This window comes from Mesorhizobium sp. WSM4841 (assembly GCF_055811515.1).
The window spans coordinates 337430-354623 of the sequence record NZ_JBVVQC010000002.1 but is presented as its reverse complement, the minus strand read 5'-3'; the positions used below and the strand labels follow the sequence as shown (position 1 = coordinate 354623).

Annotated in this window: 16 protein-coding genes and 2 pseudogenes; 9 read left to right on the top strand and 9 right to left on the bottom strand. The window is 63.0% G+C overall.

Features of this window, described 5'->3' with window-relative positions; translation table 11 throughout:
- Positions 1-7: 7 nt before the first annotated feature.
- Positions 8-1390: an aspartate aminotransferase family protein gene (locus AC0L14_RS03655; RefSeq protein ID WP_473526204.1), complete on the bottom strand. Its 1383-nt coding sequence runs from the start codon at positions 1388-1390 to the stop codon at positions 8-10.
- A gap of 165 nt (positions 1391-1555) precedes the next feature.
- On the opposite strand from AC0L14_RS03655, the gene AC0L14_RS03650 reads away from it, so the two are divergent.
- Positions 1556-2008, top strand: a complete 453-nt coding sequence (locus AC0L14_RS03650) for a hypothetical protein (RefSeq protein ID WP_473484302.1) — start codon at positions 1556-1558, stop codon at positions 2006-2008.
- 11 nt (positions 2009-2019) lie between these two features.
- Here the strand turns inward: AC0L14_RS03650 and AC0L14_RS03645 are convergent, their stop codons facing one another.
- Together AC0L14_RS03645 and AC0L14_RS03640 are read right to left on the bottom strand one after the other, a co-directional pair.
- The gene (locus AC0L14_RS03645; RefSeq protein ID WP_473484300.1) at positions 2020-2994 is read right to left on the bottom strand and encodes a WD40 repeat domain-containing protein; all 975 of its coding nucleotides are present in this window, start codon (positions 2992-2994) and stop codon (positions 2020-2022) included.
- Between the two features lie 262 nt (positions 2995-3256).
- Complete coding sequence (locus AC0L14_RS03640) at positions 3257-4312, bottom strand: CobW family GTP-binding protein (protein WP_123146329.1); 1056 nt, start codon at positions 4310-4312, stop codon at positions 3257-3259.
- 197 nt (positions 4313-4509) lie between these two features.
- On the opposite strand from AC0L14_RS03640, the gene AC0L14_RS03635 reads away from it, so the two are divergent.
- Complete coding sequence (locus AC0L14_RS03635) at positions 4510-5241, top strand: intradiol ring-cleavage dioxygenase (RefSeq protein ID WP_473526203.1); 732 nt, start codon at positions 4510-4512, stop codon at positions 5239-5241.
- 221 nt (positions 5242-5462) lie between these two features.
- Positions 5463-5933, top strand: coding sequence for a MarR family winged helix-turn-helix transcriptional regulator (locus AC0L14_RS03630; protein ID WP_473484298.1), 471 nt, complete (start codon positions 5463-5465; stop codon positions 5931-5933).
- A gap of 16 nt (positions 5934-5949) precedes the next feature.
- Here the strand turns inward: AC0L14_RS03630 and AC0L14_RS03625 are convergent, their stop codons facing one another.
- Positions 5950-6828 carry an AraC family transcriptional regulator gene (locus AC0L14_RS03625; protein ID WP_473484295.1) on the bottom strand — a complete coding sequence of 293 codons (879 nt, stop codon included), beginning with the start codon at positions 6826-6828 and terminating at the stop codon, positions 5950-5952.
- Between the two features lie 35 nt (positions 6829-6863).
- Here AC0L14_RS03625 and AC0L14_RS03620 point away from each other — a divergent pair, with 35 nt between their 5' ends.
- The 5 genes and pseudogenes from AC0L14_RS03620 to AC0L14_RS03600 all read left to right on the top strand — a co-directional run bounded on the left by AC0L14_RS03620 (position 6864) and on the right by AC0L14_RS03600 (position 10217).
- Positions 6864-7271: a DUF2000 family protein gene (locus AC0L14_RS03620; RefSeq protein ID WP_473484292.1), complete on the top strand. Its 408-nt coding sequence runs from the start codon at positions 6864-6866 to the stop codon at positions 7269-7271.
- A 69-nt stretch (positions 7272-7340) separates the two neighbouring features.
- Positions 7341-7605 (top strand): annotated as a pseudogene (locus AC0L14_RS03615) (EamA/RhaT family transporter); the annotation flags it as partial.
- Between the two features lie 124 nt (positions 7606-7729).
- The gene (locus AC0L14_RS03610) at positions 7730-8752 is read left to right on the top strand and encodes a LacI family DNA-binding transcriptional regulator (RefSeq protein WP_473545260.1); all 1023 of its coding nucleotides are present in this window, start codon (positions 7730-7732) and stop codon (positions 8750-8752) included.
- Positions 8749-9732: a 2-hydroxyacid dehydrogenase gene (locus AC0L14_RS03605; RefSeq protein ID WP_473748667.1), complete on the top strand. Its 984-nt coding sequence runs from the start codon at positions 8749-8751 to the stop codon at positions 9730-9732. Before AC0L14_RS03610 ends, AC0L14_RS03605 begins: the two co-directional genes overlap by 4 nt.
- A gap of 83 nt (positions 9733-9815) precedes the next feature.
- A complete protein-coding gene (locus AC0L14_RS03600; RefSeq protein ID WP_473484287.1) occupies positions 9816-10217 on the top strand; it encodes a hypothetical protein in 402 nt (133 codons plus the stop codon).
- 15 nt (positions 10218-10232) lie between these two features.
- Here AC0L14_RS03600 and AC0L14_RS03595 read toward each other — a convergent pair whose 3' ends face one another.
- The gene (locus tag AC0L14_RS03595; RefSeq protein ID WP_473484285.1) at positions 10233-11006 is read right to left on the bottom strand and encodes a gamma-glutamyl-gamma-aminobutyrate hydrolase family protein; all 774 of its coding nucleotides are present in this window, start codon (positions 11004-11006) and stop codon (positions 10233-10235) included.
- A 289-nt stretch (positions 11007-11295) separates the two neighbouring features.
- Between AC0L14_RS03595 and AC0L14_RS03590 the strand changes: the two are divergent.
- Positions 11296-12402 (top strand): annotated as a pseudogene (locus AC0L14_RS03590) (TRAP transporter substrate-binding protein); the annotation flags it as partial.
- Positions 12403-12467: 65 nt separating this feature from the next.
- Here AC0L14_RS03590 and AC0L14_RS03585 read toward each other — a convergent pair.
- The 4 genes from AC0L14_RS03585 to AC0L14_RS03570 form a co-directional block, all read right to left on the bottom strand.
- Complete coding sequence (locus tag AC0L14_RS03585; protein WP_473484548.1) at positions 12468-13490, bottom strand: zinc-dependent alcohol dehydrogenase family protein; 1023 nt, start codon at positions 13488-13490, stop codon at positions 12468-12470.
- A gap of 19 nt (positions 13491-13509) precedes the next feature.
- Positions 13510-15282, bottom strand: a complete 1773-nt coding sequence (locus tag AC0L14_RS03580) for a TRAP transporter large permease (RefSeq protein WP_473484284.1) — start codon at positions 15280-15282, stop codon at positions 13510-13512.
- On the bottom strand, positions 15279-15863 hold the full coding sequence (locus AC0L14_RS03575) for a TRAP transporter small permease subunit (RefSeq protein ID WP_095493902.1): 585 nt from the start codon (positions 15861-15863) through the stop codon (positions 15279-15281). Before AC0L14_RS03575 ends, AC0L14_RS03580 begins: the two co-directional genes overlap by 4 nt.
- Before the next feature lie 381 nt (positions 15864-16244).
- Positions 16245-17150, bottom strand: coding sequence for a branched-chain amino acid ABC transporter permease (locus AC0L14_RS03570; protein WP_473748666.1), 906 nt, complete (start codon positions 17148-17150; stop codon positions 16245-16247).
- Between the last annotated feature and the right edge of the window lie 44 nt (positions 17151-17194).

The following is a 17194-nucleotide window of genomic DNA, read 5'->3' as shown; positions in this document are numbered from 1 at the left end:
GCTTGTCTCATGCCGCGAGCCTTGCCGCAACCGCGCCGAAGGCGGTGATCAGGCGGTTGACCTGGGTGGCGCTGGTCGCCGGCGAGATCAGCATCATGTTGTGGAACGGCGCGATCAGCACGCCGCGATTGACCAGCGCAACATGGATCGCCGCTTCGAGGTCGGGCGCGTGCGCAGTTTCCGCCTCGCCGCCATTCCTAAGCGGGCCGGGTGCGCAGATGAACTCAACGCGGGCGCCGACTCGGGCAACATGCCAAGGCAGGCAGTAACGGTCGATGACGGCGGTCAGCCCTGCGTCGAGCCGCCGCGCCAGATGGTCCATATGGGCATAATTCCCGTCGGTCATCACTTCTTCGAGCGTGGCGCGCATCACCGCGAACTGCAGCGGATTGGCCGACAGCGTCGTGCCCATGCCGGAATAGCCTGGTTCCTTGGTGCTGTTATAGGCGGCGTAGCGGGTGGCGACGTCTTCGCTCATCCCCCATACACTGGCCGGCACACCGCCGGCGATCGGCTTGCCGAGCACGAACAGGTCCGGCTCCAAGCCGTGTTTCCTCGTATAGCCGCCCGGACCGGTCGAAATCGTGTGCGTCTCGTCGATCAGCAGCAGGGTGCCGGCCGCGCGGGTGAGACGCCGCAGCGCCTCGTGGAAGCCAGGGTCGGGTAGCACCATGCAGGAATTGGTCAGCACTGGCTCGGTGATGACGCAGGCGATATCCTTGTCCCGGAGCACGGCCTCGAGTGCCGGCACATCGTTGAACTCGATGATATCGGTCGTCCGGGTCAGGTCGCGGAATTCGCCGGCCAGTCCCGGCCGGTTGGCCGGTCTGCCGTCGACCAGCCGCACCATCGTCTCGTCGACCGAGCCGTGATAGCAGCCGTTGAAGATCAGGATCTTTTCCCGGCCGGTGATGGTGCGGGCGACGCGCAGCGCAAAGCGATTGGCATCGGTCGCCGTCGTCGCGATCTGCCAGAACGGCAGGCCGAAGCGCTGTTGCAGTAGCGGGCCGATGGCGCGCGCATCCTCGGAAGGCAGCATGTAAGTCAGGCCGCGCCCGGCCTGCCGGCGGATGGCGCGCGCGACCGGCGGCGGCGAATGGCCGAACATCGAGCCGGTGTCGCCGAGGCAGAAATCGTCGAGCCGGTTGCCGTCGATATCGGTGATGGTGGCGCCTCTGGCGCTGTCGACCAGGATCGGGAACGGCGTCGGCCAGTCGTTCATCCAGTGCATCGGCACGCCGCCGAAGAAGCCCGGCAGGCCGTTGCCGACCTTGGCTGCCGATTTCGGCCTTGCCTCGCGGAAGGCTTCGGCCTCGGTCTCGCGCAGATCGGCGATGCAGGCGGCGCTGATGCCGCCGATGGAAGTCTTTAAATGGTCGATTGTATGCATGAAGGTCCCTCTCATACGTCACTTTGCCAATCGGCGTCCGGAACCGCAATTGGCCGGACAGCTGCGCTGCATTGGTTCAGTGGCCAAGGTGAAGAGGACGGGCGCTTGACCTGAGGGCATCCTCCAGCATCTATGCGGATAAGGTTTGTGGCTGGGGGAAGAAAGATGCGGACGATCTTCTGTGCAACAACGCTGCTGTTATCGGCCGGCTCGGCCTTCGCCACCGGCGGCATCTGGTGCTCGGCCGAGGATGCAGCGGTGAGATTCCAGGTGGAAGCCGGCGTCACCAGAGGCATGGGCGGTCCAACGTTCAATTTCCGGGGCGATCTCGAAATTCTCGGCAGACCCGTCGGCGACGATTTGCGCAAGACAGTGTTCGAGAATTCCAACCTCACACAATACTGGCTCGACGGCAAGGAATTGCGGCTGCTCGTCTATCGCGAGCACGAGGTCGCAAACACCTACAGCTCTGTCGAACTGACGATCGTGACCAAGTCCAGTGAAGAAGGCACCTATGACGGGCGCTATTCGCTCGCCATCTATGAGGGCACGGCTGACACGGGTGGCGATGGCATGCCTGCCGCGTTGACCGGCAAAGTCTCCTGCGGGGCCGAGTAGAGAACTCCCGGTTATGCGGAAATATCGATGACGCCGCAGTCGCCGGCGGCACTGCCGAAGGCGACGCGGCGTTCCTCCCTATCCCACATCATCGAGGTGATCGCGCCCTTGCCCGGTCGGCGCAGAAGCACCTCTTTGGCGTCAGCGAAACGCACCGCCATCACCATGCCGTCGTCATAGCCGACGGCGACGACATCCTGGCTGGGATGGCAGGCGACCGAGGTCACCATGGCGTTGCCGCGCGTACCGAGCTCCAGCGGCGCCTTGCCCATCGGCCCGTCCTTGCCCGAAAAAGGCCAGACGATCGCCGCCGGCGCGCCGGAACTGGCCAGCCATTTTCCCTTGGCGCTCCACGACAGGCTTTTGACTTTGCCGGGATAGCCGCTCATGCGCATGTGCTTGCCGTCGGCCAGCTTCCAGCCATGCAGCGCGTTCTCCTGCATGGTGGTGACGAGGAAGGCGCCATCGGGCGAGAAGGTGATGCCGGTATGGGCGCCGGCCCACTCCAGCTCGACCGGTTTGCCGTTCGCCGCCGGGAAATGCAGCGTCGCGCCATTGTAGCGGGCGACACCAAAGCGCATGCCCTTGGGCGAGAACGCCAGCCCCTCGACCGAACGCGGATGCATGAATTCCTTAGTCTTGCCGTCGGCAAAGCGCACAAAAGCGAACTTGCCGGAGGCATAGGCGACGGCGCCTTGTGGTCCAGCCGCGACGCTGGTGATCCATTTTTTCCCGGCGCTTGCCAATTCTGCCGCATTGCCGCCAGCGGTGACGGAAAAAATCTTGCCGTCCTCGCCGCCGGTGATCAGCCGGTCGTTGGCCGCATCGTGGAAGGCGGCGAGCAGCCCGTCATTAGCCTGCGCCGTCTTGTGGCCATGGTCCAGCCGATGGATTGTGCCGTCGGCCAGTGCGAAATGCGGCGCGTCGCCAAGGAAGACGGCGGCAACGCAATGGCCATCGAGATCAAGCGGGGCGACTGTGGGCATGTGAGATTATTCCATTCGAGATTGGTGTGGTCGCCCTGCCGCTGCGGAGGAATCGTTAGCGCGGCCAGTTGCGACGCGACCTTCTCCCCTTGTGGGAGAAGGTGGATTGGCGCGCAGCGCCAAGACGGTTGAGGGATGTTGGACGAAGCGCGGTTGGCGCCAAGCTGGAACACCCCTCATCCGACCGAGCTTCGCTCGGCCACCTTCTCCCACAAGGGGAGAAGGAAAGAAGGTGCAGCGCTAGCGTTATAAGGCCTGGAAATCAAGCGGCCTGGCAGGCCTCAAAACTCATCTTCAGCCGCTCGGCGTCGAGCTCGCGGCCGATGAAGACCAGCCGGCTCTCGTGCTTCTCCCCGTCCTTCCAGGCGCGCTGGTGGTCGCCCTCGATGATCATGTGGACGCCCTGGATGACATAGCGCTCATCATCCCCCTTGAGGGCGATGATGCCCTTCAGCCGCAGGATGTTCGGGCCTTCCATCTGGGTGACCTTCTCGATCCACGGGAAGAATTTCTTCGGGTCCATCTCGCCGCCGCGCAGCGACACCGACTGCACCGTCACGTCATGGATATCGGAAGGGTGTGCGTGATGGTCGTGCCCGTCATGGTGATGATGCCCGTCATGATCGTGATGGTCGTGATGATGATGATCGTGGTCGTCATGCGCCTCGAGGAAATGCGGATCGTTCTCCAGCGCCCGCGAAAGATCGAAGGCGCCGCGGTCGAGCACCTCCGACAGCGCCAAGCCGGCGCGAGTGGTGCGATGGATCCTGGCCGCCGGGTTGATCGCGCGGATCGTCGCCTCGACCTTGCTCAGTTCCTCCGGCGTGACGAGGTCGGTCTTGTTGAGCACGACGACATCGGCAAAGGCGATCTGGTCCTCGGCTTCGCGGGAATCCTTCAGCCGCAATGGCAGGTGCTTGGCGTCGACCAGCACCACCACCGCGTCGAGCCTGGTCTTGGAGCGCACGTCTTCGTCCATGAAGAAGGTCTGCGCCACCGGCACCGGATCGGCGAGGCCGGTCGTCTCGACCACGATGGCGTCGAAGCGGCCTGGCCGGCGCATCAGGCCCTCGACGACGCGGATCAGGTCGCCGCGCACCGTGCAGCAGACGCAGCCATTGTTCATCTCATAGATTTCCTCGTCGGATTCCACGATCAGTTCGTTGTCGATGCCGATCTCGCCGAATTCATTGACGATGACGGCGTAGCGCTTGCCGTGGTTTTCCGAAAGGATGCGGTTGAGCAGTGTCGTCTTGCCGGCGCCGAGATAGCCGGTGAGAACGGTTACGGGGATCTGCGTCGTCTGTGCATCGCTCATGTTGGGCCTCGAAAAGGGATTGTTGGATCCATATAGGATGTGCGCCGTGCTTTTGCACGCGGCAAACCGATGGGCCAAACAGGTCGCCAACATTGCCGGACTTTCCCAACATCGCTGGACTTCATTGGCGCTGGCGGGTCTCACTGCCTAGATTAAGAACAAGGTCGCTTGCTCAGAAGAACCAGAAGAGGTGCCGGATTTCCGACAAACCGTCCTCCTTGCCTTTGAGCCGGCGTCAGGCGCTCGGCCTCATTGCCGTCAGCGCGGGCGGCGGCGTCTTTCTGCCGGGCATCGCGATGGCTCAGCAGGCCTCGCCCTATGCCGGGCTTGCCCTGTTCGATAGCGGTGCCGGCGTCTGCGCGATCACGCCGGAAGCGACCGAGGGGCCGTTCTATTTCGACCCGAAGCTCGAACGCGCCGATATCACCGAAGGCAAAGCGGGCATTGGCCTCAATGTGCGGCTGCAGGTCGTCGACGCGGCCTGCCGGCCGCTTGCCGGCGCGCGCGTCGACATCTGGCATTGCGACGCGCAAGGCCATTATTCGGGCTATCCGGGACAAGGCGACGGCCAGGATGTCGATACGTCAGGCCAGAGTTTTCTGCGCGGCTGGCAGAAGGCGGATGACACCGGCATCGTCTCCTTCACCACCATCTATCCCGGCTGGTATCGCGGCCGCACCACCCACATCCACTTCAAGGTCTTTCCCGATGACAATTCGGTGATGACCGGCCAGCTGTTTTTCCCCGACAGCCTGAGCGAGCAGATATTCACCACTGTCGCGCCCTACACCGATCGGTCCGGCAGGCGGGATACGCCGAATGCCAGGGACGGTATCGCGCGGCGCGCCGGGCCGCTGTCGCAGGCGGCGCTGCGCGAGGTGGCGGACGCCTATCAGGCCCTGATTATCGTCGCAGTAAAGGCTGCATGAGTCCCGTTTCGCGTGTGCGTCGCTCCTGCGGAAAGCTTCCACCTGCACTGAAAAGTCGTTTGTCATCTAACTGAAATAAACTTCTGGCATTAGCCACGGCGGGCATCGCATTGCTTGCCGGCAAAGCTATTTTGCAAAGCCGGATCTGTTTGATCGTCGATTGCCAACCGGGCGGCTGCCGCTATGCTGTCCGCACCGGTTCGGCCCGAAGAGGGATGACCATGGCCAAGGCGGACAAGACTGCGACAATGAGCCGGCTGCATTCGGCGGCGCGGCTGGCGCGTACGGCACTCGCCGCGCGGCTTCTGACCCACGGCTTCTACGCCGGCCAGGACCAGATCATGCTGGCGCTCGACCGTGAGGACGGGCAGACGCCCGGCAATCTCGCCGGCCGCCTCGGTGTGCGCCCGCCGACCATCACCAAGACGATCAACCGGCTGCAGGCCCAGGGCTTTCTGGAAAAGCGCGCTTCTTCCGCCGATGCCCGACAGGCCCACATCTTCCTGACCGACACCGGCCGCGAAATCATCCACGCCATCGAGAAATCGGTGAAAAAGACCGAGAAGCAGGCGCTGAAGGGTCTCGATAAAAGGGACCAGAAGGCGTTGTTCAAGCTGCTCGCCCGCGTCGAGGCGAACCTCTCGAACGGCGAGATGGTTCTCGTCGATGATGAGATCGACGCCGACGAATGATCCGCGGCTGACGCCATCAGGCTGCGGCTGCCGACGATCCATGGACCAATGCCGACCAGCGGCCCGGCGTGACACCGAACGCCTTCTTGAAGTGCCTGTTAAAATGACTTTGGTCGCTGAAACCGGCCGCTATCGCGATCTGCGCCAATGGCTCGCTCGCCTCGATCATGCGGCGTGCTCGTTGAAGCCGGCGCATCAAGTGAAAGCGATGCGGGCTGGTGGAGAAGGCGGCACGGAAATGCCGCGATAGTGCATAGCGATCCAGCCCGGTAATCGCCTCCAGCTCTTCGGAACGGACGATACGGAAAACATTTTCTTCCAGATAGTCGCGTGCCAGGCTGGCAGCCCGCCATGCTGTCCTTGGGATCGGTTTCGCCTGCAGCCCTGCATGCCGTGCCAAGCTTTGCATCAATTGCGCAATGAAGTCGGCGACAAAGAGGTCGTCCAGCTTCTGGTCCAACGGCCCCAGCGCCGAAAGCAGCCTCGTGCGGAAAACAGGATCCGTCACCACGGCATTCCTGACGAAGGGCAGCGATGCGCCTATCGTATCGAGGCAGTCCAGCACGATGGACGGCTCCAGATAAAGCATCCTGTAACGCAAACCGTCTTCGGTGCCGGCGCCGCCGTCGTGCAATTCGTCGGGATGGAGCACGATAATCTGGCCGGGCAGGCTGTGATGCGTCGCGCCGCGATAACGGAAGGTCTGGACGCCATGCAGCGTCACGCCGATGGCGTAGGTATCATGACGATGGAGATCGAACGCGCTGCCGTGGAACCGGGCCTCGATACGCTCCATTCCGACGCAATCGGGGGCCGAGATGACACAGTTCTCAGCCGCGTCAACGCACAAACGTCCAAGACCCTGAAAGGCCTCGCCATCTAGACCGTGTGACATCGCTTCATTTCACAAACTTGAATGGTAAATGTCTCATGTTCGACACGAAATTTGCAATCGTGCTGCAGGACGACCTTCCCGTCTGGCAAAAGCTCAATGTCACCGCCTTCCTGACCAGCGGCATTGTCGCGCAGTATAGCGACATCATCGGCGAACCCTATCGCGACCGCGCCGGCAATATCTACAATCCGCTCTCGATCCAGCCGGTCATCGTGCTTTCGGCCGATCGCCCGACGCTCAGTGCGATCCACCGGCGGGCGCTGGAGCGCGGTGTGACGACCTCGCTCTACGTCGACGAGATGTTTTCGACCGGCCACGACGCGGCGAACCGCGCCGTCTTTGCCGAATTCGCACCCGACGACGTCAAGGTCGTCGGTATCGCGCTGCGCGCCGAAAAGAAGCTTGTCGACAAGATCACCAAGGGCGCCCGCATGCATCCCTAGTGCATGTCGCCCAAAAGTGCGTAGCGGTTTTGGGATGACGACATGCAGAAAGACCAAGCCTGTGGCGGCTGGTTCATCCTTCTGATGCTTAGCGTGTTCGGCGCCGTCTGCCATTGGCTCCTAGTGCAGGCTATCGTCTCGGTATTCGCAAATCATCGGGATGATCATTGCCGGCTGGATTGTCTTCAACCAGTTTCCCGACCGCTGGACGCTCATCGGCGCTGCCGTCATCGTCGCCGGCGGCCTTTATATCGTTCATCGCGAGCACCGGCTTCGTGTGCGCAACCGCGCCGCCCTCGACGTCGAGGTGGAAGCGCTGGCAAAAAAACTTTGATTTGTTCCGGAAGGGTGGCATAAGGCCGCGTTTAAACTGTTTAGATCATGATCCCGAAAAGTGGGAATCCGGTTTTCGCTGGAGATCATGGATCGGCTCTAGATCGTCGGGGGAGCGCAAGGCGCTGGCACAGAAGATTAAGCTTTCGACGATCGCGGATGCGCTCGGCGTGTCCACGGCCACGGTCTCGCTGGCCCTGCGTGACAGTCCGCTGGTTGCCGGCGGCACCCGCGACCGCATCAAGGAACATGCCCGCGCCATCGGCTATATCTACAATCGCCGTGCCGCCAGCCTGCGCACCTCGCGTTCGGGCATCGTCGGCGTCGTCGTTCACGACATCATGAACCCGTTCTTCGCCGAGATACTGCGCTCGATCGAAAGCGAGCTCGATCGCAGCCGGCAGACCTTCATCCTGTCGAACCACTACGACCAGCTCGAAAAGCAGCGCACCTTCATCGACACGCTTTTGCAGCTCGGCGCCGACGGCGTCATCATGTCGCCGGCCATCGGCACGCCGCCCGAAGACATCTTGATGGCCGAGGAAAACGGCCTGCCGGCGGTGCTGATCGCACGCACCGTCGAAGGCGCCGACGTGCCGGTGTTTCGCGGCGACGATGCCTACGGCACCGGGCTTGCCACCAACCATCTGATCTCGCTCGGCCACAAGCGCATCGCCATGGTCGGCGGCACCGACCAGACCTCGACCGGCCGTGACCGCTACCAGGGCTATGTCAACGCCATGGAGGCGGCCGGGCTGGAGGTCAGGCCGTCCTGGCGCATCGCCGGTCCGCGCACCAAACAGGCCGGGTTCGAAGCGGCCGGGCAGTTCTTGTCGCTGAAGGACAAGCCGACCGCGGCCTGCTGCTGGAACGACCTTGTCGCCATCGGCCTGATGAACGGTATTGCACGCGCCGGGCTGGTGCCGGGCATTGACATATCCGTGACCGGCTATGACGATCTCGAGGAGGCGGCGATCGCAACGCCGGCGCTGACCACCGTCTGGAACGGCCAGCGTGAAGTCGGCCGCCGCGCCGCCAGCGCGCTGCTCGACAAGCTCAATGGGCAGATGGTGCGGCCGTCGCAGGAACTGATCAAGCCGGAACTGCATGTGCGTCAGTCGACCGGCAAACCGGTGGAGCGTGCATGACAAAAGCCGAACAGCAGCAAGCAGTCGCCATTCTGGTGCCGGGCCAATTCAACGACCATGCGGTCGGCCGCATCGATCGAATGTTCAGCCGCGTCTGGATCGAACGGCCGGAAGCGTCGCTGGTCACCGACGAGCTGCGCCGGTCGGTGCGCGGCATTGCCGCCTTTGGCGGGATCAATGCAGCCCTCATCGACGCGCTGCCGAATCTCGAGATCATCGCCAATTTCGGCGTCGGCTATGATTCGGTCGATGCCCGTCACGCAGCGCAGCGCGGTGTCATGGTCACCAACACGCCTGACGTGCTGACCGAGGACGTCGCGGACACGGCTCTCGGCCTGCTGATCAACACCATCCGCGAGTTGCCGCGCGCCGAGACCTGGCTGCGCGACGGCAGTTGGGCGCGCGACGGCAACTATCGCTTGAGCCGGCTGACCTTGCGCGACCGTCGTGTCGGTATTTTCGGCATGGGCCGCATCGGCATTGCCATTGCGCGTCGGCTGGAGGCCTTCGGGCTGCCGATCGCCTATCACAACCGGCGCCAGGTCGAAGGCCTGTCCTATGAATACCACGGCACGCTGAAAGGCCTCGCCGAGGCGGTGGATACGCTGATCTCGGTGGCGCCCGGCGGCGCCTCGACGGAAAAGGCGGTCAATGCCGAGATACTGTCGGTGCTCGGCCCGAATGGCGTCTTCGTCAATATCGGCCGCGGCAGCACGGTGGACGAGGCAGCACTTGCGGCAGCCCTGGCCAATGGCACCATCGCCGCTGCCGGGCTCGACGTCTTCGCCGACGAGCCGAACGTGCCGCCAGCGCTGCTCGCCGCTCCCAACACATCGCTTTTGCCGCATGTCGGCTCGGCTTCGGAACATACCCGCCGCGCCATGGCCGATCTGTGCGTCGACAATCTGGTTTCCTGGTTTTCGGAAGGGAGGGCGCTGACGCCGGTGCCGGAAACGGAAAAGGTCAAGGCGCGCAGCTGAGCGGCAAGCTTTCCTATTTGTTAACGTCGGCTTAACGCTTTGAAATCATTTTTTATCTATCGCCAAACACGCGGAGAACGCAGATGAAAGCACTTGCTGCATTGATATCGGTGGCGGCGCTGTTCGGCAGCGTTCACCTGTTTCACGGCGGCAGCGGCGAAGGCCGCACAGCCGATCACTTAACGCAGTCGCCCGGCGATTACAGGCTGGTGGCCAATGGCGACGAAGCGTCCTGCGCGGTCAAGCGCGGCACTGAGGTTGCGCAAGGCCTGTCGCTGTTGACGGTCACTGCGAATTGCCGCCGGGTTTTGCCTGGCATCGAGCGCGCGAAATTCTGGCGTGAGCAGGATGACGGCACGGTCATCTTCAGCGTGAACGGCATCGACCCGATCGTCACGTTCGGCGTCGCCGACGGCGACGGTTATGAATCCTACGCACCAACCCTGCCGCTGCTGTCGCTGGCGGCCAGCAGCCATCGACGTTGACGCCCGACGGCTGAATTATTCCGCGGCGGTGCGCGCGCCGGATTTCGCCGTGGCGTGCAGGCGCACCGCGTCGCCGAAGGCGCGGAAGATCTTTGCCGAGACGCTGTCCGAATTGACCCAGTATTCGGGATGCCATTGGACGCCCACGGCGAAGGCACGGGCGTCCCGCACCGAAACCGCCTCGACCGTGCCGTCGGTGGCGACGGCCTCTATCTGCAACTTCGGGCCGAGCCGGTCGATCGCCTGGCGATGCACCGAGTTGACCATGATGTCGCCCGCCCCGAACACGCCGGCGAGGCAGCTTGCGGGCTTGATCGAAATGGTCTGGCGGATGGCGAAGCGTTCGTCCTGATTGTCGCTCGCCGGTGCGCGATGGTCCAGCGATCCCTCGCGCTCCTGGATTTCTGTGGCCAGCGTGCCGCCCAGCGCCACATTCATCTCCTGGATGCCGCGGCAGATGGCGAGCAGCGGCACGCCGCGCTCCACTGCCTTGCGGATCAGCGGCAGCGTCGTGGCGTCGCGGGCCGGATCGTAGGGGCCGTTGGCCTCGCTGGCATCGCCGCCATAGAGCGTGGGATGCACGTTGGACTTCGAGCCGGTGATCATGACGCCGTCGACCGATGACAGGAGTTCATCGAAATCGAGCCGGTCGCCGAAGGACGGCACCAGCACCGGGAACACGCCGGCGGCCGAAAGCACCGCCTCCAGATATTGCTGCGGAGCGGCATGCCAGGTGTAGTTGTCGAACTGGCGGACATCGGTCGATATGGCGACTAGCGGCTGCTGCATTTTTGATCCGGGTCCATTCAGTGCAAGGATATGTTCTGCCTTTAAAATAGGCGATCCGACGGCGCTTTGCCATGACAAGTTCGGCATGTCGCATGGGCCACGGAAGGGGCGTTAGACTTAAGTTGCAGGGAGGTGCGTTCGCGCCGCGTTTTTCGCGAAAACGCCGCCGGCAAAACCGGCTCCCATGGCTAGACTCGACTTCTTGCCCGTGTATTGTTTGCCGCGAAGCCGATCCGGGGCACAGAGCATCTCCCGAACGTCGGTCTGTTGATCCAATAGGGAGGACTTCATGGATCGTCGATCATTCATCCGCAAGGCCGGTGTGACCGGTGTCGGCGCTGCGGCGGCTACGGCGGCGCTTGCCGCGCCGGCTATCGCCCAAACCAATCCGAAAGTGACATGGCGCCTGGCGTCGTCCTTCCCGAAATCCCTCGATACGATCTATGGTGGCGCCGAGGTCTTTTCCAAGATGCTTTCGGAGGCGACCGACGGCAACTTCCAGGTCCAGGTCTTCGCTGCCGGTGAACTGGTGCCCGGCCTGCAGGTCGCGGATGCCACCACCGCCGGCACCGTCGAGGCCTGCCATACGGTGGCATATTATTATTGGGGCAAGGACCCGACATGGGCTTTGGGTGCCGCGGTTCCGTTCTCGCTCAACGCGCGCGGCATCAATGCCTGGCATTACCACGGCGGCGGCATCGACCTGTTCAACGAGTTTCTGGCCACGCAGGGCCTTTTTGGCCTGCCCGGTGGCAATACCGGCGTGCAGATGGGCGGCTGGTTCCGCAAGGAAATCAACACCGTCGCCGACCTTTCGGGCCTCAAGATGCGCATCGGTGGCTTTGCCGGCAAAGTGGTGCAAAGGCTCGGCGTCGTGCCGCAGCAGATCGCCGGCGGCGATATCTATCCAGCGCTGGAAAAAGGCACCATCGACGCCGCCGAATGGGTCGGCCCTTATGACGATGAGAAGCTCGGCTTCTACAAGGTCGCGCCCAATTATTATTATCCTGGCTGGTGGGAAGGCGGGCCGACCGTCCATCTGATGTTCAACAAGGCAAAATACGAGGAGCTTTCGCCGGCCTACAAGGCGCTGGTGCGCACCGCGGCGCAGGCCGCCGACGCCAACATGCTGCAGAAATACGACTTTCTGAATCCGGCGGCCGTGAGGCGGCTGGTGTCCGCGGGCGCCAAATTGCGCCCGTTCAGCCCGGAAATCTTGGCAGCCTGCTCCGAAAAGGCGAACGAGGTCTATGCCGAGATGGAAGCTTCGAACGCGCCGTTCAAGAAGATATGGGACTCGATCAAGGCCTTCCGCACGGAGCACTATCTGTGGGCGCTGGGGGCCGAGTACAATAACCACACCTTCATGATGGCCCCGCCGCGCCCCGGCACGCTCTCCCAACAGTACCGGCCCCACGCGCTCTTCGGACGCGTGGCGCCGTCACATTTCGATTTGCCTGATCAGCGCGGCACCACCAGCACCTTGACTTCGCCTGGCGCAGGCGGATTGGCGATCACCGCAGCCGCCTCCTCCAGCGTCACCTGCCGTGAGATGAGCTTGTCGATCTCGATCGCACCCGAGGCGATGAGATCGGCGGCCCGGCGATGCGTAAACGGATTGAGGAACGAGCCGAGCACCTTCAATTCCCGGAACAACAGGTTGAAAGGCTCGAACTCGGCCTTCATGCCTTGAGGCGTCACGCCGACGACGACCACCGTACCGCCGGCTTTGGCCAGCCGCATCGATTGTTCGACCGTCTCTCTTACGCCGGCACATTCGAACACCACATCGACGCCGCCCGGCATGAGGCCCGACGCACCGAAGACCGTGTCGATGATATCGCAAGCGCTGGGGTCGACCGTCACCGTTGCGCCCAATTCTCCTGCAAGGGCGCGCCGCGAGGCCTGGCGCGTCGACAGGATGATTGTCGTCGCGCCGGCAAGCCTCGCCAGTTGCACGGTGAGCAGGCCGATCACCCCGCCGCCAAGCACGGCGACCGAGGAGCCGGGTCTGATCTGCGCCAGGTCCACGCCATGCAGGCAGCAGCCAAGCGGCTCGCAGAACGCGCCATGCGTCGGCCTCAGGTCTTTCGGAAGGAGAATGGCCTGCTTCTGAGGCAGCACGACATATTCGGCGAAGCCGCCGTCGCGGCGGATGCCGATGGCAACCAGATTATGGCAGAGATTGATGCGACCCGCGTGGCAGTGCGGGCAGTGCCCGCAGGCGATGTTGGGATCGCCGGTAACGCGATCGCCGACCGAAAAGCCGGACACAGCGGTTCCAATCGCCTCGACGATCCCGGAGAATTCATGTCCGAGCGTCACCGGCGGCGTATAGGGAAATTCGCCATGGAAAAGATGCCGGTCGGTGCCGCAGACGCCGCATGCCTCGATCCGCACCAGAAGATCGTCCGGTCCGGCGGACGGTTTGCCGACCTCGCGCAGGGCAATGCTGCCCACGCCCTCCAGCCGCACCGCTTTCATCTCTGTTACGCCTCCGGCATCAATTGAAACTCGGTGGTTGGGACAGATCGGGTGCTGGCGCTGCTGGCTTGGCAGGCGGCGTTTCACCGAAATTCGGCGGTTGCGACAGATCCGGTGCAGGCGCGGTCGGCGCCGTGCCGCCATCCGCCGGCGGTGCGCCGAGCGGCGACAAGCTCGGCGTTTCCGGTACCTGGTAATCGATCGTGCCCGGGTCCACTGCCGTGCCCTTGTAGTGCATCACCATCTGCGGGAAGGCGATGGTCAGGCCGATCATGATAACCTGGATGCAAACGAAGGGAACCGCGCCCCAATAGATCTGGCCGGTGGTCACCGGCGCGATCTTCTTGCCGGTGAGGCGATCGAGATAGGGTACCCGGGCGGCGACCGAGCGCAGGTAGAACAGCGCGAAGCCGAAGGGTGGATGCATGAAGCTGGTCTGCATGTTGACGCCGAGCAGCACGCCGAACCAGATCAGGTCGATGCCGAGCTTGTCGGCGGCCGGCGCCAAAAGCGGCACGATGATGAAGGCGAGCTCGAAAAAATCGAGGAAGAAGGCGAGCAAGAAGACGAGGATGTTGACGCCGATCAGGAACCCGACTTCGCCGCCCGGCAGCGATGTCAGGAGGTGTTCGACCCAGATCTGGCCATTGACGCCGTAGAAGGTGAGCGAGAACACCCGCGCCCCGATCAGGATGAACAGCACGAAGGACGACAGCCGCGTCGTCGCCGCCAGCGCCTGCTTGACCACGTCCAGCGACAGCCGTCCCTTCATCGCCGCCATGATCAGCGCGCCGACAGCGCCCATGGCGCCGCCCTCGGTCGGTGTGGCGATGCCCAGGAAGATGGTGCCCAACACCAGGAAGATCAGCGCCAGCGGCGGGATCAGCACGATGATCACCTGCTGCGCCAGCCGCGACATCATGTTGATCTTCAGGCGCTGGTCGGCGATTGCCACGACGTAGATGAGGATCACGCCGATGGTGGCACCGAGAATATCGGCGTTTTGGCCCTGCGAGGGCGCAAGATAGCGATACGCCGCGTAGGAAACCACGACTGCCGCCAACACCGCGAACAGCAGCGACAGGACACCGTGGCCGAGCGTGCGGGCCTCCAGCGGCAGCGCCGGCATCGACTTCGGCCGGACGATCGACATGATTACGATGTACGTCGTGTAAAGGCCGGTCAGAACCAGCCCCGGGATCAGCGCGCCCGCATACATGTCGCCGACCGAGCGGCCGAGCTGATCGGCCAGAACGATCAGCACCAGCGAGGGCGGAATGATCTGGGCGAGCGTGCCCGACGCCGCGATGACGCCGGACGCTACACGGCGGTCATAGCCGTAGCGCAGCATGATCGGCAGCGAGATCAGGCCCATGGCGATGACAGAGGCAGCCACGACACCCGTGGTTGCGGCAAGCAGCGCGCCGACGAAGATCACTGCATAGGCGAGGCCGCCGCGGATCGGTCCGAACAATTGGCCGATCGTGTCGAGCAGGTCTTCGGCCATGCCCGATCGTTCGAGCACGATGCCCATGAAGGTGAAGAACGGGATGGCCAGCAGCGTGTCGTTCGACATCACCCTGCTTCCATAGAAATTTTCCGGAAGCGCATAGAGAAGTGGCCAGGCGAGGTTGATCGATCCGCCCGAATAGGGTGACAGCACAACCCCGATGAAGAAGAAGACCAGGCCGTTGGCGGCGAGTGAGAAGGCGACCGGGTAGCCGATCAGCAGGAAGATGACCAGCGAGGCGAACATGATCGGCGCCATGTTCTGGGCGATGAACTCGATCACGAGCGCACCTCTTCGGCGAGCGCCTTCGCTTCGAGCTCGGCCTGCTCATGCACCGATATGAACGGCGTCGGATCGTCCATGTCGCCGCGCATGATGGCTATCTTCTTGATGATCTCGGAGATGCCCTGGAGCGCTAGCAGGAAAAAGCCCGCCAGCAGGATCGCCTTTGCCGGCCAGATGATCAGCCCGCCGGAATTGTTCGACATTTCGCCACTGCGAAACGACAGCGACACATAGGGAACGAAATAGATCACCATCAGCGTCACGAACGGCATCAGGAAAAAAAGGTGACCGAGAAGGTCTATCCAGTGCTGCACGCGGCGCGAGAACATGCCGTAGACAATGTCGATACGGATATGGTCGTTCTGCTTCAGCGTGTAGGCGGCGGCCAGCATGAATGCGGCGCCGAACAGATACCACTGCAGTTCCAGCCAGGCGTTCGACGACATGTCGAACGTCTTGCGGATGACGGCATTGGCGGCGCTGACCAGGATTGCCAGCAGGATCAGCCACGACACCCATTTGCCGATGAATTCGTTCACCCGGTCAATGGTTCTGGATAGAGCGAGCAGCCCTGCCATGCATTCCTCCCTTTACGCATCGGCCCGAAAATCGGTGTCGATTTTCGGAAAGCACGATGCATGACTCAAAGTATCAGCGGCGCGCCGATTCCCGCTTGTTTTTCCGCCGCCTCGATGTGGCCCAACGGTATGCCGTGCGTGGCCCGGCGGGTCAACACAGGGCAGACCGACTAAAACAATCTTGCGAAGTGAGGAAGGGGCTTTTGAGATGAGGAAGGGGGCGAAACAGCCGGCTGACCCGGCGCATGACCCCGAAAATCGGAATCGATTTTCGCTGGGGATCATGCGCAAAATCAAAGTGCTACAGCGTCCTTTGCGCGTCCGAGAGGACGCGCGCGCTGTAGACGTCATGCAACCAAAGTCTACCCAGGCTTGGTACAGTCAGGCGATCTTGCCCTGATCGCGGCCGGTGCCGATCAGCACCAGCATGGCGACGAGGAACAGATACATCCAGCCATCGCGCCATTCGAGCGGAAAATAGCCGGCCCACAGCGATTCGGTCATGCCGAAAGCGGCAGCGCCAAGTGCTGCCCGCAACGGCGAGAGATAGCCGCCCACCGCCGTCACAAACAGGATTTTCAGCCCGTAGACCAACCCTGTGCCGAAGCTGATGTTGCCGTAGTAGAAGGCGGCGAGCACGCCGGCCAGTGCCGCGCAAAGGCCGCCGAAAAGCACCGCACGCCGAAGCACCGCGCGAACATCGACGCCGCACATCGCCGCCGCCTTGGGATCGTCGGACACGGCGCGCCAGCGCCGGCCGAAGCTTGATTGGGCGAGCGCCCAGGCGGCGAGCCCGATAGTTGCCGCGACGACAGCGCAGTCGAGCAACTGGATGAGCGTCAGCGTGGCATTGAAATTGGCCCCCCGCGCAAAAATGATGGGCTGGGCCAGCATTGGCGGCAGCCACAGATCATGGGTTTCGGCGGCGATACGGCTGGCTTCCGACAGGGCCAGCAATATGCCGAGCGTCGTCACCACGATGGCGTTGGGCGAGCGGTCGGCCAACGGTTCGAAGATGCTTCGCGACAAGACACGGCTGAGCAGCGCCGCATAAAGGAACGCCGCAGCTACGCCGAGCGCGATGGATGCAAACAGCGTCAGCCACAGCGCCTGATAGCCGAACGCCGCGGTGAGGATCATCGTATGCCCGCAAAAGGCGAACAGCGCCCCATAGGCAAGATTGGTGCGGTGCAGGATGCCGTTGGTCAGCACGTAGCCGAACGCAAGCAATGCGTAGAGCGCGCCCGAATGCAGCCCGTTCAGAACCTGCTGGAAGAAATAGAGCATGCAATGTCCTCGATGCATGCCCCGCAATCGGGGCGCAGCGGTTT

What these genes read in the sequence shown, in the direction of transcription:
- AC0L14_RS03630 (WP_473484298.1), top strand. Translation starts at nt 5,463, where the DNA reads ATGGCCAAGGCGGACAAGACTGCGACAATGAGCCGGCTGCATTCGGCG.
- AC0L14_RS03640 (WP_123146329.1), bottom strand. Translation starts at nt 4,312, where the DNA reads ATGAGCGATGCACAGACGACGCAGATCCCCGTAACCGTTCTCACCGGC.
- AC0L14_RS03605 (WP_473748667.1), top strand. Translation starts at nt 8,749, where the DNA reads ATGACAAAAGCCGAACAGCAGCAAGCAGTCGCCATTCTGGTGCCGGGC.
- AC0L14_RS03570 (WP_473748666.1), bottom strand. Translation starts at nt 17,150, where the DNA reads ATGCTCTATTTCTTCCAGCAGGTTCTGAACGGGCTGCATTCGGGCGCG.
- AC0L14_RS03655 (WP_473526204.1), bottom strand. Translation starts at nt 1,390, where the DNA reads ATGCATACAATCGACCATTTAAAGACTTCCATCGGCGGCATCAGCGCC.
- AC0L14_RS03645 (WP_473484300.1), bottom strand. Translation starts at nt 2,994, where the DNA reads ATGCCCACAGTCGCCCCGCTTGATCTCGATGGCCATTGCGTTGCCGCC.
- AC0L14_RS03620 (WP_473484292.1), top strand. Translation starts at nt 6,864, where the DNA reads ATGTTCGACACGAAATTTGCAATCGTGCTGCAGGACGACCTTCCCGTC.
- AC0L14_RS03625 (WP_473484295.1), bottom strand. Translation starts at nt 6,828, where the DNA reads ATGTCACACGGTCTAGATGGCGAGGCCTTTCAGGGTCTTGGACGTTTG.
- AC0L14_RS03600 (WP_473484287.1), top strand. Translation starts at nt 9,816, where the DNA reads ATGAAAGCACTTGCTGCATTGATATCGGTGGCGGCGCTGTTCGGCAGC.
- AC0L14_RS03585 (WP_473484548.1), bottom strand. Translation starts at nt 13,490, where the DNA reads ATGAAAGCGGTGCGGCTGGAGGGCGTGGGCAGCATTGCCCTGCGCGAG.
- AC0L14_RS03575 (WP_095493902.1), bottom strand. Translation starts at nt 15,863, where the DNA reads ATGGCAGGGCTGCTCGCTCTATCCAGAACCATTGACCGGGTGAACGAA.
- AC0L14_RS03595 (WP_473484285.1), bottom strand. Translation starts at nt 11,006, where the DNA reads ATGCAGCAGCCGCTAGTCGCCATATCGACCGATGTCCGCCAGTTCGAC.
- AC0L14_RS03650 (WP_473484302.1), top strand. Translation starts at nt 1,556, where the DNA reads ATGCGGACGATCTTCTGTGCAACAACGCTGCTGTTATCGGCCGGCTCG.